Genomic DNA, 22,095 nt, shown 5'->3' on the forward strand with positions numbered 1-22,095 from the left:
TTTACAGATTACGCTTCACAACTCGCGCAGTCCTTCTTCTGCTTGAATTTTTGTGCTGCATTCATACTGTGCTGGTAGTATAAAGATTTTAACCCTAGCTTCCATGCCGTCACGTGGATCTTGTTAATCTCTTTTACTGGCATTTCTGGATGCACAATAATATTTACAGATTGTCCTTGATCAATGTGATTTTGACGGTTTGCTGCTTGATAGATAATATCCATCTGGTCAATTTCTGAATACGTTTTAAAAGTATCCTTCTCATTCTCACTCAAGAACTCTAAGTGCTGTACAGATCCATCCATATCACGGATGCTTCTCCACACGTCTGTAGTATTCATTCCCTTTTCTTCAAGAAGTTCTACTAAGAATGGGTTCTTGATAGTAGTCTTAATTTTTGCAATATCCTTTACATAAATATTAGACCAGATAGGCTCAATTCCTTGAGACACTTGACCTAGTATAAAAGCAGATGATGTTGTAGGTGCAACCGCATTAAGTGTCGCGTTACGTCTACCATATCCTTTAAGTACTTCTGGCTCTCCGAAAGTTTCGGCTAGCTCTTCTGATGCTTTATAAGACTTCTCTTTAATTACTTTGAAGATCTCACTGTTAAGGTTAAATGCCTCTTGACTATTGAAAGGTAACATTCTAGATTGTAATAATGAGTGCCATCCTAGTACTCCTAAACCTAATGAACGGTTAGCCTTTGCAAAGTTATAAGCACGCTCCATAAATAAGAACGTCTGGCGATCTTCTCTTGAATCTGAATCTCTATATCTTTCTAATTTCTCTAAGAACTCAGTAATTACTGCATCTAAGAAATACACCATAGTTTCTACAGCATCTGTATCCTTCCACTTATCGTAGTGTAATACGTTTACCGAAGAAAGTACACATACGAAAGACCAATCATCATTAGAAGGTAACATGATCTCTGTACAAAGGTTACTTGCATAGATTTTATGATCTTTGTCCTTATACACATCGGCAGCACCATTGTTTGCGTTGTCTGTAAAGAAGATGTATGGGTATCCCATCTCTCCTCTAGACTGCAATACTTTTGCCCATAATGCACGCTTTGCACTATCTCCTGCAATCATTTCTTCCATCCACTCGTTTGTCACAGTCACACCGTGAGTAAGCTCTTGGATGCTATTTCCTTCTGTTCCTATTTCTAAGAACTCTTCAATATCTGCATGCTCGATAGGTAAGTAAGGAGAAAAACGACCACGTCTTACAGATCCTTGACTCACTACATCTACCATAGATTCAAAAAGTTGCATGATGTGTACAGAACCAGACGCTTGCCCGTTATTCTTTACATCTGCCCCTCTTGGTCTTATTTTACCAAAATAACCAGAAGTACCACCTCCTAATTTTGACATCATTCCTACTTCAGACTGTGTGTACAAGATGTTACCCATATCGTCAGAGATATGTGACCCGAAACAGCTTATAGGAAGACCTCTTTCTTTTCCAAAGTTTGACCATACTGGAGAAGCTAGTGAGTAAAAACCTTCAGACATATACCCATAGAATTTATCACTAAATCCTGGCATCCCTAAAATATCTTCTGCTCTATCTGCTACTTCACGTATACGTTGCTCTGGAGATACTCCAGGGCTTAAATATCCTGCACCTAAAAACTTGCGACTATTTTCTGTAAGCCATTCAAATCCGGCTCCTTCACCTTCTGTTTTATTAGACAACGCTTCTTTACGAGCAGCTAGTAGTTCATTTTCTTTTCCTGCTGTCGTTGCAGAAACTTGTCCTTTAATTAGTTCTTGATCGTTCATTTAAAATAGGTCGTCTTCGGTTATACTTTGTGCTCTTTTTGTGTAGTTGACAGATCTCTTAACAAAGAAATCGCCATGTTTGGTTCCTATGATTTCATCATCAAACCACTCTGCATCTTTTAATAAAGTCTGGTCAACTTCAAAGACAGGCTCAATACCAATACTCACAAGAGATTTATTGAATCTGTCTTTTATAAATTCGTTTACAAGCGCTTTAGGTAAGAAGTCTAATTCTCCAGCTTCAAAAATCCAGTCTACAATATTGCTTTCTGCTTTGAATGCTTCCTTACACATTTCTTGTACGGTTGCGCTATGCTCTGCATCAAACCACTCTGGATTTTCTGCTTTAATAATTTTTATAATATCAATACCAAAATCACCGTGTATCTGCTCCTCCTTAGAAGTTGCCTCTACTACGTTTGATATTCCTTTAAGCATGTTTTTATGCTTATTAAATGCCATGATAATTAAGAATTGAGAAAACAGTGATACGTGCTCAATAAATAGAGAGAATAATAAGATAGACTCTGAGTATTCTTTATTGTCTTCACTTTTTGCATTCTTAAGTGCCGTCTCAAGGTACTGCACACGCTTCATCATTACTGGCTTTTTCTTGAGTAATTTAAACTCTTTATTAAGTCCTAGTATTTCAAGAAGGTGTGAGTATGCATCTGCGTGACGCACTTCACTCTCTGCAAATGTTGCTCCTACCGCTCCTACTTCTGGCTTAGGCATTTTGTGATAGATATCTCCCCAAAATCCTTTTACTGCAACTTCTATTTGAGAGATTGCTAGCATTGTATTTTTAATAGCACTACGCTCTACATCTGTAATACGAGTTTTGAAATCTTGAATATCACTCGTAAAGTTATACTCTGTATGTATCCAGTAAGAGTGTCTTATTGCTGGAACGTAATCATATAATTGTGGATACTCGTAAGGCTTAAGATTGATACGCTTTTCAAAGATGTTTGTTTTACGCTTTTGCGCTTGTTCATCACGGTACAAAATGTACGTTTTTGCAACATCTACAAACTCCTCACTTAACATTAACTTACGCTCTACAAGATCTTGTATTTGCTCAATAGTAGGAATGTAACCAGCGTCAAGTTCCTTTCTCTTCTTAAGGTCGCTATAAACCATATCAGAAATACGTTGTGCATCTTCAGGACCTCCATGTTCAATAGCTGTCATGGCCTTAAGAATGGCACTTGTAATCTTCTCTTGGTGAAACGGTTTCGTTTGAAAGTCGCGCTTGACGATGTGGGTAATTTCCATAGCTATATTGAGTATAATAATTAGAATTATGCGGATAATAAAGGTCTACTTTTTATGGGCTCAAACCACCGTTTATCTTTCAACGTTTTCAACAGGATATTCACAATTGCCATTTTACTAGGCTTCACAAAGGTTTCATTTTCACGCTCATCTCTGTCATCAAGTCTATTTGCATATGATGACACGATTTACACAAATCTATCAACATTAGGGTGTGGAAAACTTAGTCAAAAATCTTAGCTTTTATATTAGGTTCCCACAGTCATTTCAAGTAGAAATGACACCTCGCTTTCTTACACACTCACAAACGCAAAGCGTTAGACTTATCACAATGGCGTACCACACCATAACAACCATCACTGCCTGCCAGAAACTAATATAACCATCCCTATACACCTATAAGAAAACCCTATCGCACTATGCATTAGTTATATGTTAGGAATCGTGTAAAAACGAGACCTAAACCTTATATTTGCAAACTATTTATAACGATATGATTAAAGTAGATTCACAAGCAAAAACTAAAATCGCAAGCCTCATGCAGGAAGACGGTTTTGATGTAACTACAGACTATGTGCGCGTAGGCGTGAAAAGTGGTGGTTGCAGTGGTTTATCATACGATCTTCATTTTGACAAAACGCATCAAGAAGATGACAAAGTCTTTGAAGATAATGATGTAAAGCTAATCGTAGATAAGAAGAGCTTCCTTTATTTAATAGGTACTACACTAGAATATAGTGGCGGACTTAATGGAAAAGGATTTGTTTTCAACAATCCAAATGCACAGCGCACCTGTGGATGCGGAGAAAGCTTTTCTCTATAATAACTTAATTGGTTACGCTTTCGCGAAAGCGTAACCAATTTAAAACCTATTACAGTTTTCTTGATGACACCCTAGAACAAGAAAACTAGCGTACCATGAAAAGTCACCCTTAGGGCAGGAATACTTTTCTATCACACATTGAAAAAAGAAACATGGCATATACTGAAGATGATTTAAGGGAAGAACTAAAAACCAAAGAATACGAATATGGTTTTTTTACAGACATTGAGTCTGAGACATTTCCTGTAGGATTAAACGAAGACATTATACGAGCTATTTCTAAGAAAAAGGATGAGCCGCAATGGATGACTGAGTGGAGACTTGAGGCATACAAGGTTTGGCTATCTATGGAGGAGCCAGACTGGGCAAACGTAAATTACGAGAAGCCAGATTTTCAAGCAATCGCTTATTACTCTGCTCCCGTAGCTGTAGACCCTAATAAAACACTAGATGATGTAGATCCAGATCTACTCGCTATGTATAAGAAATTAGGAATCTCTGTAGATGAGCAAAAGAAAATGAACAACGTCGCGATGGATATCGTGGTAGATTCTGTCTCTGTAGCAACTACTTTTAAAAAGACGCTTGCAGAGAAGGGAATTATTTTCATGAGCATCTCTGAGGCTATTAAAGAGCACCCAGAATTAGTACGTAAGCACTTAGGAACTATCGTTCCAGTAAAAGATAATTACTACGCAGCATTAAACAGCGCAGTATTTTCTGATGGTTCTTTCTGTTACATTCCTAAAGGTGTAAAATGCCCTATGGAACTTTCTACATACTTCCGTATTAACCAAGGAGGAACTGGACAGTTTGAAAGAACATTACTTGTAGCAGACGAAGGTAGTTATGTAAGTTACCTTGAAGGTTGTACTGCTCCTAGTCGCGATGAGAATCAACTGCACGCCGCCGTTGTAGAACTTATCGCAATGGACGATGCAGAGATTAAATACAGTACCGTACAAAACTGGTATCCTGGTAATGCAGAAGGAAAAGGTGGAGTTTACAACTTTGTAACAAAGCGTGGTCTTTGCGAGAAGAATGCAAAAATCTCATGGACACAAGTAGAAACAGGATCTGCAGTTACATGGAAATACCCTTCTTGTATTCTTAAAGGAGATAACTCTATAGGTGAGTTTTACTCTATCGCAGTGACAAACAATCACCAGCAGGCAGACACAGGTACTAAGATGATCCACCTTGGAAAAAACACCAAGAGTACGATTATATCAAAAGGTATCTCTGCAGGAAAATCTCAGAACTCATATAGAGGTCTTGTAAAGATTAATGCAGGAGCTACAAACGCTCGTAACTTCTCGCAGTGTGATTCTTTATTAATGGGTAACGAGTGTGGAGCACACACTTTCCCATACATTGAGACTAAAAATAAAACTGCTCAAGTAGAACACGAAGCTACTACTAGTAAGATAGGTGAAGACCAAATATTTTACTGTAACCAGCGTGGTATTGATACAGAAAAGGCAATTGCTTTAATTGTAAACGGATTCTCAAAAGAGGTACTTAACAAACTCCCTATGGAGTTTGCTGTAGAAGCTCAAAAGCTACTTGAAATTAGCCTTGAAGGATCTGTAGGATAGTATTTATTTACTATTACAATTAATAACTAAATGAAGATTATTAAAATAATGAAAAACATACTATTAATTGCTGCTCTTGCCATCACTACAATTTCTTGTGAAGAATTCAAGAAAGGTTATGAAGACGGAAAGCAAAAAGCAGAAGACCAAAAGGAAACAGCTGCCGCTGCAGAACTTCCTGAGGTAACTTTATATAAACTAGACGGTGGTACTGTAATGGCAAATAACTTAAACTTATTTGCACAAGGCGACACGTACAAAGGAGAATCAAAAGAGCTTGCAGATGCATTTTTTGTAATCAAGCATCCTAAAGGGACTCTGTTATGGGATACAGGTTTACCAGAAATGCTTGTAGGTCAAGAACCATATACTCCAGAAGGAGGTGCTTTTACAATCTCTCGTAAGGACTCCATAACAACTCAACTTAAAGGTATCGGGATGACTCCTGAGGATATCGATATGATTGCGTTTTCTCACATTCACTTTGATCACACAGGTGCTGCAAATCATTTTGCAAATGCTATGTGGTTAGTTCAAGAATCAGAATATGATTTTGCAAACGGAGAAGACATCAAAGGAAATTCATTTTATGCGCCAGATAGCTTTAACAAGCTTACAAACGTAGAGAAACTGAATGGAGATAAAGACGTTTTTGGAGATGGCACTGTAGTTATCAAATCTATGCCAGGGCACACACCGGGTCACCAAGTGTTGTTTTTACGTTTAAAAGAGAACGGACCTACATTACTATCTGGAGATGTTTATCATTTTGAGCAAAACCGAAAAGATGCGATTGTACCTCAGTTTAACTATGATATTCCAGCAACAGATCAAAGTATAAAGGATTTTGAAGCTTTCGCGAAAGCAGAAAATGCAAAGGTGATTATCCAGCACGACGCGGAAAACTTTGCACAAACGCCAGCGATACTTAATTAAGGTATGAAAAAGATTGTCTTTTTATTGATAGCAAGTCTCTCACTTGCATCCTGTAATCAGAAATCTACCGAAGACTCGTCTTCTACCTCATATGAAGTTATCGAAGGTGAGTTTATATATCTAGTAGATGCTGCTATCATTAAAGGGGATTCCTTTATTTATGGCGTAGCTCTAGATAATAAAATGCACGAACTAGCAACCATAGTCAAACCATTACAACGTGATGAATATGATATGGTGCCAGTTATTATAAAGGGTATTATTAATCCTAAGCCTATTAATGAAGAAGGCTGGGATTTTATAGTAACCATTAAAGAAATAGTAGAAGTAAAAGCACCAACGGCTGACACTTCAATTAAATTAGAAGCAGGAGACAAACTCAAGACAGAGGGTGGTTCCATTAAAGTAGAAAGCGGTAAATAATCGCACAATAAGAACGTAGAATTATGTTATCAGTTAAAGATTTACACGCACGAATTGAAGAGAAAGATATCCTTAAAGGTATTAATCTTGAGATAAAAGCTGGCGAAGTGCACGCTATCATGGGACCAAACGGTTCTGGAAAAAGTACACTCGCTTCTGTTATTGCAGGAAAAGAAGAGTATGAAGTAAGCGGTGGAGACATCGAACTTGAAGGAGAATCAATACTAGAAATGGATCCAGAAGAAAGAGCTCACGAAGGTGTTTTCTTATCTTTTCAATATCCTGTAGAGATCCCTGGAGTTTCTGTAACTAACTTTATCAAGACTGCGATAAATGAAACTCGCAAAGCAAAAGGCCTAGAAAATATGCCAGCTAGTGAGATGCTTAAAAAAATCAAAGAGAAGGCAGAACTTCTTGAGATGGATCGTAAGTTTCTTTCTAGATCATTAAACGTAGGATTCTCTGGAGGAGAGAAAAAGCGTAATGAGATTTTCCAAATGGCGATGCTAGAGCCTAAACTCGCTATTCTAGACGAGACAGATTCTGGTCTTGACATTGACGCACTACGCATTGTTGCAAATGGTGTAAATAAATTAAAGAGCAAAGATAACGCAGTACTAGTGATCACTCACTACCAGCGTCTTCTAGAATACATCGTTCCTGATTTTGTACACGTTCTTATGAATGGAAAAATTGTACGTTCTGGAGGAAAAGAGCTTGCTCTTGAACTTGAAGAAAAAGGATACGACTGGTTAAAAGAAGAAGTGGGAGCGTAATACGTTTAGACAACTCATAAGAGATATTCCCAATAAAAATATCCCTTATACTTAACTGTCTAGATTCATAACTTAGAAAAGATGAGTTTAAAAGATAAATTAGTAAGTAACCATATCGTACTTCAAGAAAGTATTGATGCAGATTCTCCTATATACGACATTCGTAACGAGGCCATCAAGACTTTTGAAGCAGAAGGGTTTCCTACAAAGAAATTAGAAAACTGGAAATACACATCTCTTAACAGCATTCTTAAGGAGGATTATAACATCTTCCCTAGTAAAGAAGCTGCACTAGACTTTAAAGATGTAAAGCAGTATTTTCTTAATGATGTAGATACTTATAAAATCGTTTTTGTAGATGGGGTGTATAGCTCATTTCTTTCAGAAACTACGCATGATGGTATTGATGTATGCACCATGGGTGCAGCACTATCAAAGCCAAAGTACAAACAAGTTATAGACGTTTACTTTAATAAGATTGCAAAAGGAGAATCTATGGATTCTCTTAACACTGCATTTGCAAAAGATGGCGCTTACATCTACATCCCAAAAGGAAAAGTAGCACAAAAGCCTATCCAGATTGTACACTTTGCTACAGGAGCAAATGATGCAATGATGTTACAACCACGTAACCTTATTGTTGCCGAAGAAAATTCTGAAGTACAAATTATAGAGCGCCACCAGAGTCTTACAGAAAAGAAAGTGCTTACTAACGTTGTTACAGAGATCTTTGCAGATAAAAGAGCGCTTGTAGATTACTATAAGATTCAGAACGACAACTTAAGTGCTTCCCTTGTAGATACTACAGAGATAGAGCAGCACAAAGAAAGTATTGTTTCTGTGCATACTTTTTCTCTAGGTGGAAATATCACTCGTAACAACCTTAACTTTTATCAAAAAGGAGAGTACATGGACTCTATCCTTAAAGGTATTACGATTATAGAAGGAAAACAGCACGTAGATCACAACACACTAGTACACCACATTACTCCTAACTGCGAGAGCCACCAGGATTACAAAGGTATTTTTGCAGATAAATCTGTAGGAGTATTTAATGGGAAAGTAGTTGTTGAGAAAGAAGCTCAAAAAACAAATGCATACCAATCCAATAACAACATTTTATTAGATGATACAGCGACTATCAATTCAAAACCTCAATTAGAGATTTTTGCAGATGATGTACGTTGTTCTCACGGTTGTACTATAGGACAACTAGATGAAAGTGCTCTTTTCTATTTACAATCTCGTGGTATTGGAGAAAAAGAAGGACGCGCATTATTGATGTATGCCTTTGCAAACACAGTATTATCAAGTGTAAAAATCCCTCAGTTAAAGGAAAGAATCACAAAACTTATTGCTAAGAAAATCGGTGTAAACATCGGCTTCGAGCAGTAGGAAATTAGTACCATATATTAAAAGCCGTTACTCTCTAGTAACGGCTTTTTCATTTTAAACACAATACGTACTGGAGTAGTCTAAAAGTAGTCCAGTTTGTATCTTTGTTACAAAGAAAAATGCTATGCTAGACGTTAAGAAAATACGCGAAGATTTCCCTATTCTCAAAAGAGAAGTAAATGGAAATCCGCTTATTTATTTTGATAATGCCGCCACTTCACAAACTCCACAAGTGGTGATAGATGCTATTGTAGATTACTACTCAAACTATAATGCAAATATCCATCGCGGCGTACACTCACTTTCTCAAGAAGCAACAGACGCTTATGAGGAGGCGCGTATTAAAATTCAAAAGCATTTTAACGCAGCAAAGCCTTACGAGATCATTCTCACTGCAGGAACGACACATGCTATTAATCTTGTGGCACATGGTTTTGCTTCCATACTAAAAGAAGGTGAAGAGATTTTAGTTTCGGCGCTAGAGCATCACAGTAATATTGTACCGTGGCAAATGCTTTGTGAGAAAACTGGAGCCATCCTTAAAGTGATACCTCAGACAGAAAGTGGTGAACTGGATATGGACGCTTTCGCGAAAGCGTTATCTCCTAACTTAAAACTAGTCTTTGTAAATCATGTATCTAACGCCTTAGGAACTATAAACCCTATAGAGCACATTATCAAAGAAGCTCATAAAGTAGGCGCTGCAGTTCTTATAGACGGCGCACAAGCTACGCCACACATCAAACCAGATGTACAAGCACTAGACGCCGACTTCTACGTATGTTCTGCTCATAAAATTTGCGGTCCTACTGGTGTGGGTATTCTATACGGAAAAGAAGAATGGCTCACTAAACTACCTCCTTATCAAGGTGGTGGCGAGATGATAGATCAAGTAAGTTTTGAAAAAACCACCTACGCTGGTTTACCTCACAAGTTTGAAGCAGGAACGCCTAACATTTGTGGAGGGATTGCAACGGGCGCAGGTCTTGACTATATGAATGCTATAGGTTTTGACAATATTGCAAGCTACGAAGATGAGCTATTGCAATATGGAACAGAGAAATTACTAGAAATAGAAGGCTTAAAGATTTATGGTACTTCTGCACATAAAACTGCCGTTATTTCTTTTAATGTAGGCAATATACATCCTTATGATATAGGGACTATACTTGATAAACTAGGTATTGCCGTACGTACAGGTCATCACTGTGCACAGCCTATTATGGAGTATTATAAAATACCAGGAACAGTGCGCGCTTCTTTTTCTTTTTACAACACCAAGGAAGAGATAGACACCTTTGTAACTGGATTAAAACGAGCGGTCACCATGCTCTCATAATATCTAGCAGAACATCGTTTTCAGACATTGTTATATTGATACAGGTAAATTCACATATCACATTATCGCCCGTCACCCTAGTTGATCAAGAGCGATTATACAATTTGATGAAAAGGGTGTATCCATCTGCATATGCGCATTTTTGGAAAGATGATTGCTCATGGTATCTCAGTCAGATTTATAGTAAGGAAAACTTAGAACAAGAGCTTAGTGATGCAAATAGTATGTATTACTTCGTGCATTATAACGATGAGACAGTAGGCATATTAAAGCTTATTAAGGATTGTACATATCCACCACTAGCTTCTGAGAAAGGCTTTAAAATACATCGTATTTACCTAGACCCTTCTGTTCAAGGTAAAGGCGTAGGCAAAGCCCTGATGGATTATACACAAGAAGTCGCAATAGCGCAAAAACACAGCCTCATCTGGCTTGACGCTATGGATACACATATGCAAGCACAGCGCTTTTACAAGAAACTAGGATTTCAAAAGACAGAAAAACAAAGACTAGATTTCCCATTATTACATGACGAGCATCGTCCTATGTGGTTTATGCATAAAATGCTAGACTCGACAGAATGACAGTTAATCTTCTGGGCACTATCTTTGCAAATACTCTTTTACTATGAAACACACATATTACATAATCGCTTTGACAATAGGCCTCTTTTTAAGTAGCTGTGCTACCGAAAAAAAGGAAAGTGAACCTGATGTAAAAGCGCCTAGATTTTCGGGATACTACACACTTACGAGTATAGAAGAAACACCTATTACAAAACAAGGAATCACCTTTAATATAGAAAGTCAAAAAAGAAGAATAACTGGTTTTTCCGGATGCAACTCCTATAACGCAGCGTTTACCCTTACTAAGGATAAATTAGATATTACAGATCCGTTATCTACTAAGAAAGCATGTCCTGCAGAGGCTATGGACTTAGAGAAAAAAGTATTTAAAAATCTCATCAAGGTAAATAGGTACACTCTTAAAAACGGAACACTTACTTTATACAACAAAGATCAAGTACTTTTTAAAGCAACATCAACAGCAATATAATTATGGCAAGTATAAAAGAAATACAAGATGAAATCGTTGATGAGTTCAGCATGTTTGAAGACTGGATGCAACGTTATGAGTATATGATAGACCTAGGAAAATCACTTCCTATGATTGATAATCAGTTTAAAACTGACGATTATATTATAAAAGGTTGCCAGAGCAAGGTTTGGGTACACGCAGATATGACAGACGGCGAGATTGCCTTTACTGCAGATAGTGATGCGATTATTACAAAAGGAATCATAGCAATACTTATACGTGCTTTTTCTGGACAACCGCCACAAGCAATTATAGATGCAGACACTTCGTTTATAGACGAGATAGGACTTAAAGATCACCTCTCTCCTACCCGTGCAAATGGACTTGTGAGCATGATCAAGCAGATAAAGCTATATGCTGTAGCTTATCAAACACAACTGAATTAGATTACAAATTACGCTTGCGCGAAAATGTGATGCAATTCACCATTATTAACTAAATAAAAGAGACTGCATTGCAGTACAACAATACATATGGAAGTAAACACAGAAGAGTTAGGAGACAAGATTGTAAGAGTACTAAAAACTATTTACGATCCTGAAATTCCTGTAGATATTTATGAGTTAGGATTGATTTATGATGTTTTTGTAAACGAAGACATGGATACTAAAATCCTTATGACGCTTACTACACCTAACTGCCCAGTAGCCGAAACATTACCGCTTGAGGTGGAAGAGAAAGTAAAATCTCTCAAAGAAGTAAAAGATTGTGAAGTGGAAATCACATTTGACCCACCATGGACACAAGACCTTATGAGTGAAGAAGCAAAACTAGAATTAGGAATGTTATAAAAGTATTGTGATGCGTTTTAAACTTATAGATTAAAACGCATCATCACTTTTTAATTACATTATTATGGCAGAAGAAATCATAAATAGAGTCGCTGGAAGTAAACTCATCACTTTTGATTTGGAAGATTTATATCCCAAAGGAAAGAGAGAAACACTAGACATTTCTGAATGGTTAGACCAAGGTTTTATTTTACGTGAAACTCAGTTTCGCGAAAGCATAAAAAATCACGATTGGCAGCAATATTCGGGCTCATTTGTAGCGCTACATTGCAGCACAGATGCTATTGTTCCAGCATGGGCTTATATGCTTGTTTCTACCCATTTACAAGATATTGCACAAAAGACCATCGTAGGATCTCTAGAACTTCTAGAAACTATTCTTTACACCACAGCTATTGCAAATCTTGATACGACACCTTATCAAGGTGTTCCATTGATTATAAAGGGGTGCTCTAATAAACCAGTACCTCCTAACGCATATTTACTGCTTATAGAAAAACTTCAGCCTGTGGCACGTAGTATTATGTTTGGAGAAGCTTGCTCTACCGTTCCCCTCTTTAAGAAGCGCGCTTAAAAATTGTCTTGACATCCATACACTCCCTGTGTATATTTACTTTCTTAATTTATAAGTAAGTCCCTATGAGAACATATCTTTTTTTATTGCTACTAGCCACAAGTAGCATTCTAGTCGCCCAGACGAAGACCAAGAAAAAAGATTCTCTTCCTGATGGATGGAAAAGCAAAGGACTTGCAGAATTACTTTTTAGCCAAAGTGCCTTTAATAAGGAATGGCAAGGTGGAGGTACTTCTAACATCGCTGGTAACTTTAATATAAGCTGGGATCTCAATTATAAACGCAATAAACTTACGTGGGATACTAGACTCACGTCTATACTTGGTCTTGCTGCCACAAAAGATCAAAAATTTGTACGTAAAACTACAGACAGACTCGAGTTAAACAGCCTTGTAGGTAGTAGAATCAATAAATCTAACTGGTACTACTCCGGAGTTTTTAACTTTAGAACGCAAATGGCGCCTGGTTATGAATTTTTTGACCGCAATATTCTTGATGATGATGGAGAGATTATCACCACTGTACAAGATAGAAGAGAAATAACAGACGCCTTTTCTCCAGCCTATATCCAGGCAGGACCTGGTATACTTTGGAAAAAAAGCAATGACTTTACAGTAAACCTAGCACCCGCTACGTCGAGACTCATTTTTGTACACTCTAAATTTACAAGAGTAGACGAGACAGACCCTGTAGCCTTAGCTGCTTACGAACCATTCTTTGGTGTAGCTGCAAATGAGAATACCCGTTTTGAATTAGGATCATCATTAAGCGTGTATTACAAAGAAGAGCTTTTTGAAAACGTGGTTTTTGAAAACACCTTAAACCTGTATGCAGATTATCTGGAGAAGGTAAAAAATGTCGACTTAGATTACACGCTAAATATCGCCATGCAAGTGAATAAATATGTCACTACTAATCTCGCACTACAACTCATTTATGATGAAAATGCAGTGAGCGGTTTACAAGTGCGAGAAGTACTTGGAGTAGGACTTAAGTACGCTTTTCTTGAGTGGAAATCTTAAATAGCACACCACTTTACAAAACTATTTTTACTAGCTAACGATTAATGTCATATTTAATCGATAAAGAGATAATACCATTAATTTACATGGGATTAAACAGCGCAGTTTTTATTTAATTATATCTTTGCGCTACAAATCTTAACTAATAATTATTATGAAAAGACTTATTGTTTTAGGAGCAGCTATACTCCTCACAATCAGCGCGCAAGCACAAACAGAAGAAGAATTAAAGGCGCAACAAGCTCCTAAGAAAGCAGAAATTGCAAAGCTTCAAGGAGAAGTAAATAGTTTACAAGCACAAATCGATGCCCTTCCAGGATGGAAATACGGAGCATTTGGAACTATAGGAGGAAATTTCTCTGAATTCAGTAACTGGTATTCTCAAGGTACGCCTAACGTATCTTCTGCAAACATTGGTATTACTGGTAATGCTTTTGCAAACAAACTAGAAGAAAAATATTTCTGGAGAAACAGCCTTAGCGTAAACTTAGGATGGGTAAAATTTGACGATAAAGATAACGACAGCCCAGAAGAAGATGATAGCTTTAGAGAGACTACAGATGTTTTTAATGTATCTTCTTTATACGGTTACAAACTAACTGACAAAATCGCTGTATCTGCATTAGGTGAATACAGAACTACTTTATTAAACAACTTTAACGATCCAGGTTACTTAGATCTAGGTGTTGGTGCTACATGGACTCCTATTCCTAATCTTATTGTTGTGGTACACCCACTTAACTACAACTTTGTTTTCAGCAAAGGAGAGTCTGTTTATGAGTCTTCATTAGGAGCAAAAATTGTTGCAGATTACACGCGTCAGATTGGTAAAATTGCATTCAAGTCTAACTTATCTGCTTTCCAAAGCTATGAGTCTAGCGACTTATCAAACTTTACATGGATTAACTCTTTCAGCTACAAACTATGGAACCAGATTGGTGTTGGTTTTGAATTTGGTTTAAGAGGAAACAGACAAGAGGCAGTAAACTTTGCTAATAACAATTTACTTGCTGTAGATCCAGCTGCTACTACTTTTGAAGTAGGTGATAGCGCTGTAGACAACAAGATACAGTCTTACTACCTTTTAGGACTTACGTATGCATTCTAAGTAATTGCAATACTACTAGCCTTAAGGCTAGTGATGCATAATAAAAATGCGAGCCCTCACAGGCTCGCATTTTTGCTTTGTAGCAACTTCATAATATAAAAGATTATGAATACCCAAAACCTTTTAAAATGAAAAAACCAGCCTAAAAAGGCTGGTTTTTGTCGGGGTAGCAAGATTCGAACTTGCGACCTCCTCGTCCCAAACGAGGCGCGATAACCGGGCTACGCTATACCCCGAGTATTTAACGGGGTGCAAATATAATAAAATCTATTATATAATCACAAACTTTATTGATCAATAATTTTAAATTTTACTCTATTCTTATATAACTCTCGCCTTCGGCCCTATTTCCATCTTCATCTAGCTGTATTTGCTGGTAGCTATTTGTTCCCATCACTAGCTCAAATCTAAAAATCTGAGTCGTATCTACTATATTCATCATAGGACCAGAAGCGTATTCTAACCGCTCTACTAGAAAACCATCTGTCACCTTATATGTCCCATACCCAAACCACTCATTACTATCTGAAGGATCGTTACGCGTCCACATCACCTTTCCCTTACTATACATCTTCACCTGCCTATAGCCATTCTCATTGGGCAACATTTCTGAGAGCATCCCATTTTCATACATCTGCTGGTTTTCTAATTCCCACACGCCTTCTAAGATCATCGCAGGTTCATCGGTATTCAATCCATCACTTGTTAAAAGTGTAGCACCCATCACATAAAAGCAAAGCATCATTAGTGTTTTCATAATATTTGGGTTTAGTTAATAATTTATTTTTCAACACTTTAAGGTACGAAAAAATTAATAAGATATGCGTTGAGCGTTTTTTTGAACCATGCTATTTCCCTAATGATTACGCTTTATTATATTTACGCGTATAAAAACGGGTAGTAGCTTAGTCCGGTTAAAGTGCTGGTCTGGGGGACCAGAGATCGGAGGTTCGAATCCTCTCTACTCGACTTATAGTAGATACGTGGTGTTTATTTTACGCTTTCGCGAAAGCGTACTCCTCTCAACCCTATTAATCTCAGTCTTTTTTAAGATATTTAACCTGTGAATACAAGACAGCGTTTAGACAGAGCTTACAAAGCAGCAAAGGAAATACCATTTTCTGATGCCGATAAACTAGTTTTCTTTTCCGACTGTCACCGTGGAGACAAAAGCTTTGCCGATGATTTTGCTAGAAATGAGAATATCTATTACCACGCCTTAAAACATTACTATAAAGAAGGTTTTACTTATTGCGAGCTAGGAGATGGTGATGAGCTATGGGAAAATAGCTCCTTTGAAAGCATCTTACGTGCACATAAAAACGTCTATACATTACTGCAGAAGTTTCACTTTGAAAAACGACTTCACCTCATCTGGGGAAATCACGATATGGTATATCGCGATAAGAACTACGTTCAAAAACATTTGAGCACTTATTTTGATCCTAAAGATGGCAGAGAAGAGGTTTTATTTAAAAATCTAGAGTATCATGAGGCATTGATATTAAAACATCAGGAAAGCGCTCAAGAACTCTTTTTATGCCATGGTCATCAAGCCGACTGGCTCAATTATCATGGATGGCGCTTTAATAGATTTCTCGTGAGAATCTTATGGAAACCACTTCAAATATTTGGCATCTCTGATCCTACGAGTCCTGCAAAAAATTACAAAGAGCTCATAAAAGTAGAGCGACGTATTAAGAAGTGGATTACAGAAAATAATAATCTACTCACCATAGTAGGGCATACACATAGACCTCGATTTCCAGAACCAGGAGATATTGCTTTTTTTAATGATGGCAGTTGTGTTCACCCGCGTAGTATCACAGGCTTAGAAATAGAAAATGGCGCTATCTCTCTTATAAAATGGCATATTACTACCACAGAAGAAGGCCACCTTCATGTAAATCGCGTGCTACTGGAAGGACCTCAAAAAATAAGGGATTATAAAACTAGCTAGTCTTATAATCCCCTGATATAATTTCTAATAACATATTTTAGCTCTACTCCTCTGGCGCAAGTGTTACTCGTAATCCATCCATATCTGGATGTATATGAAGCTGGCAACCTAAACGGCTATTATCCTCTACATGAAAGGCTTCTGCAAGCATTGCTTCCTCGTCATCACTCATCTCTGGCAACACGTGATCACTCTCAACATAACACTGGCAAGAAGCACACATCGCCATACCACCACAAATACCTATGGTACCTTCTGGAGCGAGCTCATAAGAGCGCACAACCTCCATTAAGTTCATATTCATATCTGTAGGAGCATCAATCTCGTGAGCAACGCCATCGCGATCTGTGATTGTAATTTTAATATCTGTCATGGATAGCGATTTATGCGTTAGTACCCTTGTAATAAATGAATGGTCGTATGGTTAGTCTATAGCTTTAACTACAGCTTTAGGAGCTTCTTTCTTTGTTCCGTCAAACCCTGTTACTCCACCTACGGTCGTATACTTCATTACATAACGTTTATCTGGAAAGATACGCTGGTAAGCACTCTGACACATTAACGTTGCTTCGTGAAAACCACAAAGGATTAACTTCAGTTTACCTGGATATGTATTTACATCTCCTATTGCATAAATACCTGGGATGTTCGTTTGGTAGTCCAAACTGTTATCCACTTTAATAGCATTCTTTTCAATCTCTAGTCCCCAGTCTCCTATAGGACCAAGTTTTGGTGCAAGCCCAAAAAGCGGTATAAAATGATCACAAGGCTCATTAAAAGTATCTTCACCTTGTTTGATAGTCACTCCGTTTACATGCGTATCCCCTAGTACATCAACTACCTCTGCTGGGGTGATTAATTTAATGCGTCCCTGGTTTTTAAGTTCTTGTACTTTCTCCACACTATCAAGAGCACCACGGAATTCATTACGACGGTGCACTAGCGTCACTTCACTAGCAACATCTGCTAGAAAAATACTCCAGTCTAAAGCACTATCTCCACCACCAGCAATAATCACTTTCTTGTCACGGTACAACTCAGGATCTCGTATAATATACTCTACCCCGATATCTTCGTAACTCGCAATATTAGGAATAGGCGGTTTACGAGGCTCAAAACTCCCTAAACCTCCTGCAATTGCTACAACTGGCGCGTGGTGTTTTGTTCCTTTATTTGTGGTTACTATAAAGCTCCCATCCTCCTGCTTATCTATAGTTTGAGCACGCTCACCTAGTGTAAAACCTGGTTGGAAAGGCTCTATTTGTTTCATTAAATTATCTACAAGATCTCCTGCAAGCACTTCTGGAAATGCAGGGATATCATAAATAGGCTTCTTAGGATAAATTTCAGAACACTGCCCTCCTGGTTGAGGAAGTGCGTCAATAAGATGACATTTTAACTTTAATAATCCTGCTTCAAAAACGGTAAAAAGCCCAGTAGGACCAGCACCTATAATGAGTATATCTGTTTTAATCATTGATTCTTATTAATACGCTTTCGCGAAAGCAAAAATAAATACATCCCCTATCTAAGAAAATGACCTTTATCAGTCTTACGCCTTAACATTAATAACTTCTTCTATCTGAGGAGCAAATTTTTTAATAGTCATCTCCACACCACTTTTAAGGGTCATTTGATTTACAGAGCATCCTACGCAAGCTCCTTGCAATTGAACACGTACAATAGTATCGTTTTCTATACCTAAAAGGGTAATATCTCCACCATCACTCTGTAAAAATGGACGAATTTCTTCTAGTGCATCTTCTACTTTCTGGGTTAACTCTGCTCCGGTCATAATTAATTCTTTACAGCAGAACAACCTGCCATGGTAGTAATCTTTATAGCCTCTGTAGCTGGCAAACTCTTGTTGCGTCGTACAGTTTCTTCCACTACATTCTTAGTAAGCTCATCAAAGGCTAGCATTGTAGGCGTATTTGCTTGTAATGCAGCTGGACGACCTATATCTCCAGCTTCACGTATGCTTTGCACTAATGGTATCTCCCCTAGTAAGCGCACTCCTAAATCTTCGGCAAGGTGCTTTGCTCCTTCTTTCCCAAAGATGTAGTATTTATTATCTGGCAACTCATCTGGTGTGAAGTAAGCCATATTCTCAACAATACCAAGTACTGGTACATTGATACTCTCTTGCTGGAACATTGCTACACCTTTCTTTGCATCTGCAAGTGCCACCGTTTGCGGTGTACTTACAACTACAGCTCCTGTGATAGGTAGTGATTGCATGATGCTTAAGTGTATATCTCCAGTTCCTGGAGGAAGGTCTAGTAGTAAGAAATCTAGCTCTCCCCAAGCAGCATCAAAAATCATTTGATTTAAAGCTTTTGCTGCCATAGGTCCTCTCCAGATAACCGCTTGATCTGGCTTAGTAAAGAATCCAATTGAAAGTACTTTTACTCCGTAGCTCTCTACAGGCTTCATTTTTGACTTACCATCTACTGTAACAGAAAGTGGTCTCTCATTTGCTACATCAAACATAATAGGGACAGAAGGACCGTAAATATCTGCATCCAGAATTCCTACTTTGAATCCCATCTTTGCAAGTGTTACTGCGATATTTGATGTTACTGTAGATTTACCTACGCCTCCTTTTCCAGAAGCAATAGCTACAATATTTTTAATACCAGGAATATCCTTTCCTTTTATCTCGTTACTTTCATCTTTGGCTGGTGCGTTGACTTTTACGTTAACCTTCACTTGCGCTTTTGCAAACACTTTATCGTGTATGGTTTTCATAATATCAACCTCTGCTTTTTTACGTGCTTGTAGCGTTGGGTTATTGATAGTAATATCTACTATCACCTCATCACCAAATGTAAGTACGTTTGTAACAGCACCACTATCTACCATATTTTCTCCAGCACCTGGAGCTGTTATGGTTTTTAAAGCCTCAAGAATATCGTTTTTTTGTAGTTTCATTGTCGTATTTAAGCAATTCTGAATAATCTCTAATTAGACTGATTCTAAATGCAAAGATACAACCGCAAGGAGGTATATTCCAACCTTTGAAATTTCAAATTATTTGACATTTCAAGTTTGCTTAATCACAAAATATTTAATTGATTTTTAAGGATTCTCTGCCTTGCGCTAGAAGTCTTGAGACAACTCCACACTAGGATCCCAGAAGTGCTTTTTAAAGGCTACAATTTTATCATCTACCACTTCTACTCCTTCATTTTCTAGCAGCTGCTGCATGAGGTTCGTTTGTGGGAAGTGATGCTTACCAGTAAGTAGTCCCACACGATTTACAACTCTATGGGCAGGAACTTCACTATGCGTGTGTGCCCCATTCATTGCCCATCCTACCATGCGGCTACTTCTCGCTGCCCCTAGATACTTTGCGATAGCTCCATAACTTGTTACACGGCCATAAGGTATCTGAGCTGCGACAGCATAGACCTTTGTAAAAAAGTTTTCGGTTTTTGGGGCGTAATTCATTCGAAGTAAATGGTTCTTATCAGTGTGATAATCATCAATATCACCATGAGACACGCCATAAAGTAATTAGAATACTTTGTAAATGTGGTTGCCCTGTTTTGAATTCTAGCAAAGAATATTACATAAAAATACAACGCCGTAAAGGTACCCAGTGCTGCAGCTAGCACAAATAGAGCAATAGCTACAATATCATATTCTACTTTGCCACTCACATTTAATGCAGCTCCTAATGCACAGAAATAAGGTATAGGTAAAATATTAAGAGCCGAAATCATCATCCCTTTACCAAGACTCTTGATTCCTCTATTTTTAGAAAGCTTGACTTTAGGAACCTTACCGCGCTTTGCCTTCATAAAGAAGAACACTGCCATAATCAAGAAGATTACAAGCCCTGTTCTCAATAACATATTCTGTACAAATGGATTGCCAAATATATATTTAGCCAGTAATACCGCAATAAGTGCTTGTATAATAACAATAAACGAAGCACCTATCGCGACCAATAATCCATTATTACGACCACGCTCAACGCAAGTTTTTGCGACCGACATATTGATTAGACCAGGAGGTATAACTCCTGCTAAAGCAGCAAAGAATGTGATTAAGAAGAGTTTTGTTATCTCCAAGGCTAGCGTTTACTTAACTCTAAATTTAATATAAGTAATTGGTTTTCCTTGTTCTAGATATTGTTTTTCATAAAAAGTTTGAATACCTACTACTTCCTTAGGAGAATATTCATTCTTGTATACATTATGATTTGCCTCTAAAATCTCGTGACCTTCGCCATGAAGTAACCCTAAGGTGTAACCATGCATAAACTCAGAGTCAGTTTTTAAGTTTACACAACCGCCTGGTTTAAGCACACGCTTATACTTTTGGAGAAACTCTGTATTAGTCATTCTGTGTTTTGTACGCTTGTACTTAATTTGAGGATCTGGAAAAGTTATCCATATTTCATCTATTTCCGCTTTCGCGAAAGCGTACTCTATCAACTCAATTTGCGTACGCATAAAACCTACGTTAGTCAAGTTGTCTTCGATAGCGGTTTTTGCTCCTCTCCAAAAACGAGCACCTTTGATGTCAATACCTACAAAGTTTTTATCTGGATATGATTGTGCAAGACCCACAGAATATTCCCCTTTACCACAGCCTAGCTCGACCACAATAGGGTTATCATTCTTAAAAAAGTCTTTATTCCATTTACCCTTTAATGGGAATGTACCATCTACGAGTTCTTCTCTCGTAGGTTGAACTACATTTGAAAAAGTCTCATTTTCTCTAAAACGCTTAAGCTTATTTTTACTTCCCACAGGTATATTTAATGTTTTGGTAAAATTAAGGAAACTTTTAGTAGTTAGAAGTGTTAGATATTTGCATTGTGAATTATAAAAAACACATACTAGTTGCACCCCTCAACTGGGGACTGGGTCACGCTACGCGATGCATCCCTATAATTCACACCCTATTATCTCAACAGTATAAGGTAACCATCGCTAGTGATGGTCAAGCCTTGAAACTGCTTACTAAGGAATTTCCAGAGCTTGCGACCGTCACTTTACCGTCATATAATATTGAGTATTCTGAGAAAGGATCACATTTTAAAAGAAAACTGATTGCAGATCTGCCTTCCATAAGAAGAACCATAAAAGAGGAACACAGAGACCTTGAGGAACTTATCTACAAGTTGGGCATAGATGGTGTGATTTCTGATAATAGACTTGG

General features: G+C 37.7%; 25 protein-coding genes and 2 tRNA genes. 16 read left to right on the forward strand and 11 right to left on the reverse strand.

What is annotated here, in order from left to right:
• Positions 1-8: 8 nt before the first annotated feature.
• Positions 9-1,799, reverse strand: coding sequence for a ribonucleoside-diphosphate reductase subunit alpha (locus tag ACJJVW_RS05395; protein WP_298329522.1), 1,791 nt, complete (start codon positions 1,797-1,799; stop codon positions 9-11).
• Entirely contained in the window at positions 1,800-3,077 is a 1,278-nt protein-coding gene (locus tag ACJJVW_RS05400; protein WP_298329525.1) for a ribonucleotide-diphosphate reductase subunit beta, read from the reverse strand.
• Positions 3,078-3,570: 493 nt separating this feature from the next.
• Here ACJJVW_RS05400 and ACJJVW_RS05405 point away from each other — a divergent pair, with 493 nt between their 5' ends.
• From ACJJVW_RS05405 to ACJJVW_RS05470, 14 genes are all read left to right on the forward strand, one after another.
• Positions 3,571-3,900, forward strand: coding sequence for an iron-sulfur cluster assembly accessory protein (locus ACJJVW_RS05405; RefSeq protein ID WP_013750987.1), 330 nt, complete (start codon positions 3,571-3,573; stop codon positions 3,898-3,900).
• A gap of 152 nt (positions 3,901-4,052) precedes the next feature.
• Positions 4,053-5,498 (forward strand): Fe-S cluster assembly protein SufB, encoded by a 1,446-nt coding sequence (gene sufB / locus ACJJVW_RS05410; RefSeq protein ID WP_108877176.1) that lies wholly within the window; start codon positions 4,053-4,055, stop codon positions 5,496-5,498.
• A 48-nt stretch (positions 5,499-5,546) separates the two neighbouring features.
• Positions 5,547-6,434 (forward strand): N-acyl homoserine lactonase family protein, encoded by an 888-nt coding sequence (locus ACJJVW_RS05415; RefSeq protein WP_405250992.1) that lies wholly within the window; start codon positions 5,547-5,549, stop codon positions 6,432-6,434.
• 3 nt (positions 6,435-6,437) lie between these two features.
• Positions 6,438-6,857 (forward strand): hypothetical protein, encoded by a 420-nt coding sequence (locus ACJJVW_RS05420; RefSeq protein ID WP_405250993.1) that lies wholly within the window; start codon positions 6,438-6,440, stop codon positions 6,855-6,857.
• Positions 6,858-6,880: 23 nt separating this feature from the next.
• The gene (sufC, locus tag ACJJVW_RS05425) at positions 6,881-7,633 is read left to right on the forward strand and encodes a Fe-S cluster assembly ATPase SufC (RefSeq protein WP_013750983.1); all 753 of its coding nucleotides are present in this window, start codon (positions 6,881-6,883) and stop codon (positions 7,631-7,633) included.
• Positions 7,634-7,714: 81 nt separating this feature from the next.
• Complete coding sequence (gene sufD / locus ACJJVW_RS05430) at positions 7,715-9,028, forward strand: Fe-S cluster assembly protein SufD (RefSeq protein ID WP_339846715.1); 1,314 nt, start codon at positions 7,715-7,717, stop codon at positions 9,026-9,028.
• Positions 9,029-9,152: 124 nt separating this feature from the next.
• On the forward strand, positions 9,153-10,367 hold the full coding sequence (locus ACJJVW_RS05435; RefSeq protein WP_405250994.1) for an aminotransferase class V-fold PLP-dependent enzyme: 1,215 nt from the start codon (positions 9,153-9,155) through the stop codon (positions 10,365-10,367).
• 107 nt (positions 10,368-10,474) lie between these two features.
• Complete coding sequence (locus tag ACJJVW_RS05440) at positions 10,475-10,951, forward strand: GNAT family N-acetyltransferase (RefSeq protein WP_405250995.1); 477 nt, start codon at positions 10,475-10,477, stop codon at positions 10,949-10,951.
• Between the two features lie 43 nt (positions 10,952-10,994).
• Entirely contained in the window at positions 10,995-11,423 is a 429-nt protein-coding gene (locus tag ACJJVW_RS05445; RefSeq protein ID WP_298329549.1) for an META domain-containing protein, read from the forward strand.
• Between the two features lie 2 nt (positions 11,424-11,425).
• Entirely contained in the window at positions 11,426-11,851 is a 426-nt protein-coding gene (locus ACJJVW_RS05450; protein ID WP_013750978.1) for a SufE family protein, read from the forward strand.
• 87 nt (positions 11,852-11,938) lie between these two features.
• Entirely contained in the window at positions 11,939-12,256 is a 318-nt protein-coding gene (locus ACJJVW_RS05455) for a DUF59 domain-containing protein (protein ID WP_013750977.1), read from the forward strand.
• Between the two features lie 64 nt (positions 12,257-12,320).
• Positions 12,321-12,830, forward strand: coding sequence for a DUF2480 family protein (locus tag ACJJVW_RS05460; RefSeq protein ID WP_144782316.1), 510 nt, complete (start codon positions 12,321-12,323; stop codon positions 12,828-12,830).
• A 65-nt stretch (positions 12,831-12,895) separates the two neighbouring features.
• Positions 12,896-13,852: a DUF3078 domain-containing protein gene (locus ACJJVW_RS05465; protein WP_298329554.1), complete on the forward strand. Its 957-nt coding sequence runs from the start codon at positions 12,896-12,898 to the stop codon at positions 13,850-13,852.
• 154 nt (positions 13,853-14,006) lie between these two features.
• Positions 14,007-14,960: a DUF3078 domain-containing protein gene (locus ACJJVW_RS05470; RefSeq protein ID WP_298329558.1), complete on the forward strand. Its 954-nt coding sequence runs from the start codon at positions 14,007-14,009 to the stop codon at positions 14,958-14,960.
• Between the two features lie 161 nt (positions 14,961-15,121).
• Here the strand turns inward: ACJJVW_RS05470 and ACJJVW_RS05475 are convergent.
• Positions 15,122-15,196 (reverse strand) — tRNA-Pro (locus ACJJVW_RS05475).
• 74 nt (positions 15,197-15,270) lie between these two features.
• Positions 15,271-15,717 (reverse strand): hypothetical protein, encoded by a 447-nt coding sequence (locus ACJJVW_RS05480; protein ID WP_405250997.1) that lies wholly within the window; start codon positions 15,715-15,717, stop codon positions 15,271-15,273.
• A 137-nt stretch (positions 15,718-15,854) separates the two neighbouring features.
• Here ACJJVW_RS05480 and ACJJVW_RS05485 point away from each other — a divergent pair.
• Together ACJJVW_RS05485 and ACJJVW_RS05490 are read left to right on the forward strand one after the other, a co-directional pair.
• Positions 15,855-15,929, forward strand: a tRNA-Pro gene (locus ACJJVW_RS05485).
• Positions 15,930-16,023: 94 nt separating this feature from the next.
• Positions 16,024-16,920 carry a serine/threonine protein phosphatase gene (locus ACJJVW_RS05490; RefSeq protein WP_339846702.1) on the forward strand — a complete coding sequence of 299 codons (897 nt, stop codon included), beginning with the start codon at positions 16,024-16,026 and terminating at the stop codon, positions 16,918-16,920.
• A 43-nt stretch (positions 16,921-16,963) separates the two neighbouring features.
• Here ACJJVW_RS05490 and ACJJVW_RS05495 read toward each other — a convergent pair whose 3' ends face one another.
• From ACJJVW_RS05495 to trmB, 7 genes are all read right to left on the reverse strand, one after another.
• Positions 16,964-17,293 carry a 2Fe-2S iron-sulfur cluster-binding protein gene (locus ACJJVW_RS05495; RefSeq protein ID WP_298329566.1) on the reverse strand — a complete coding sequence of 110 codons (330 nt, stop codon included), beginning with the start codon at positions 17,291-17,293 and terminating at the stop codon, positions 16,964-16,966.
• A gap of 51 nt (positions 17,294-17,344) precedes the next feature.
• Positions 17,345-18,397 (reverse strand): NAD(P)/FAD-dependent oxidoreductase, encoded by a 1,053-nt coding sequence (locus tag ACJJVW_RS05500; protein WP_339846697.1) that lies wholly within the window; start codon positions 18,395-18,397, stop codon positions 17,345-17,347.
• A gap of 75 nt (positions 18,398-18,472) precedes the next feature.
• On the reverse strand, positions 18,473-18,715 hold the full coding sequence (locus ACJJVW_RS05505) for a NifU family protein (RefSeq protein ID WP_108877190.1): 243 nt from the start codon (positions 18,713-18,715) through the stop codon (positions 18,473-18,475).
• Positions 18,716-18,717: 2 nt separating this feature from the next.
• Positions 18,718-19,854 carry a P-loop NTPase gene (locus ACJJVW_RS05510; RefSeq protein WP_405222282.1) on the reverse strand — a complete coding sequence of 379 codons (1,137 nt, stop codon included), beginning with the start codon at positions 19,852-19,854 and terminating at the stop codon, positions 18,718-18,720.
• A 168-nt stretch (positions 19,855-20,022) separates the two neighbouring features.
• The gene (locus ACJJVW_RS05515; protein WP_405250998.1) at positions 20,023-20,373 is read right to left on the reverse strand and encodes an MGMT family protein; all 351 of its coding nucleotides are present in this window, start codon (positions 20,371-20,373) and stop codon (positions 20,023-20,025) included.
• Complete coding sequence (locus ACJJVW_RS05520) at positions 20,370-20,999, reverse strand: LysE family translocator (protein WP_298329580.1); 630 nt, start codon at positions 20,997-20,999, stop codon at positions 20,370-20,372. The genes ACJJVW_RS05515 and ACJJVW_RS05520 overlap by 4 nt, the downstream gene beginning before the upstream one ends.
• A gap of 9 nt (positions 21,000-21,008) precedes the next feature.
• On the reverse strand, positions 21,009-21,683 hold the full coding sequence (gene trmB, locus ACJJVW_RS05525) for a tRNA (guanosine(46)-N7)-methyltransferase TrmB (RefSeq protein WP_298329583.1): 675 nt from the start codon (positions 21,681-21,683) through the stop codon (positions 21,009-21,011).
• Positions 21,684-22,095 lie beyond the last annotated feature (412 nt).

Source organism: Dokdonia sp. Asnod3-C12, assembly GCF_045063975.1.
In the GTDB taxonomy this organism is placed as follows: domain Bacteria; phylum Bacteroidota; class Bacteroidia; order Flavobacteriales; family Flavobacteriaceae; genus Dokdonia.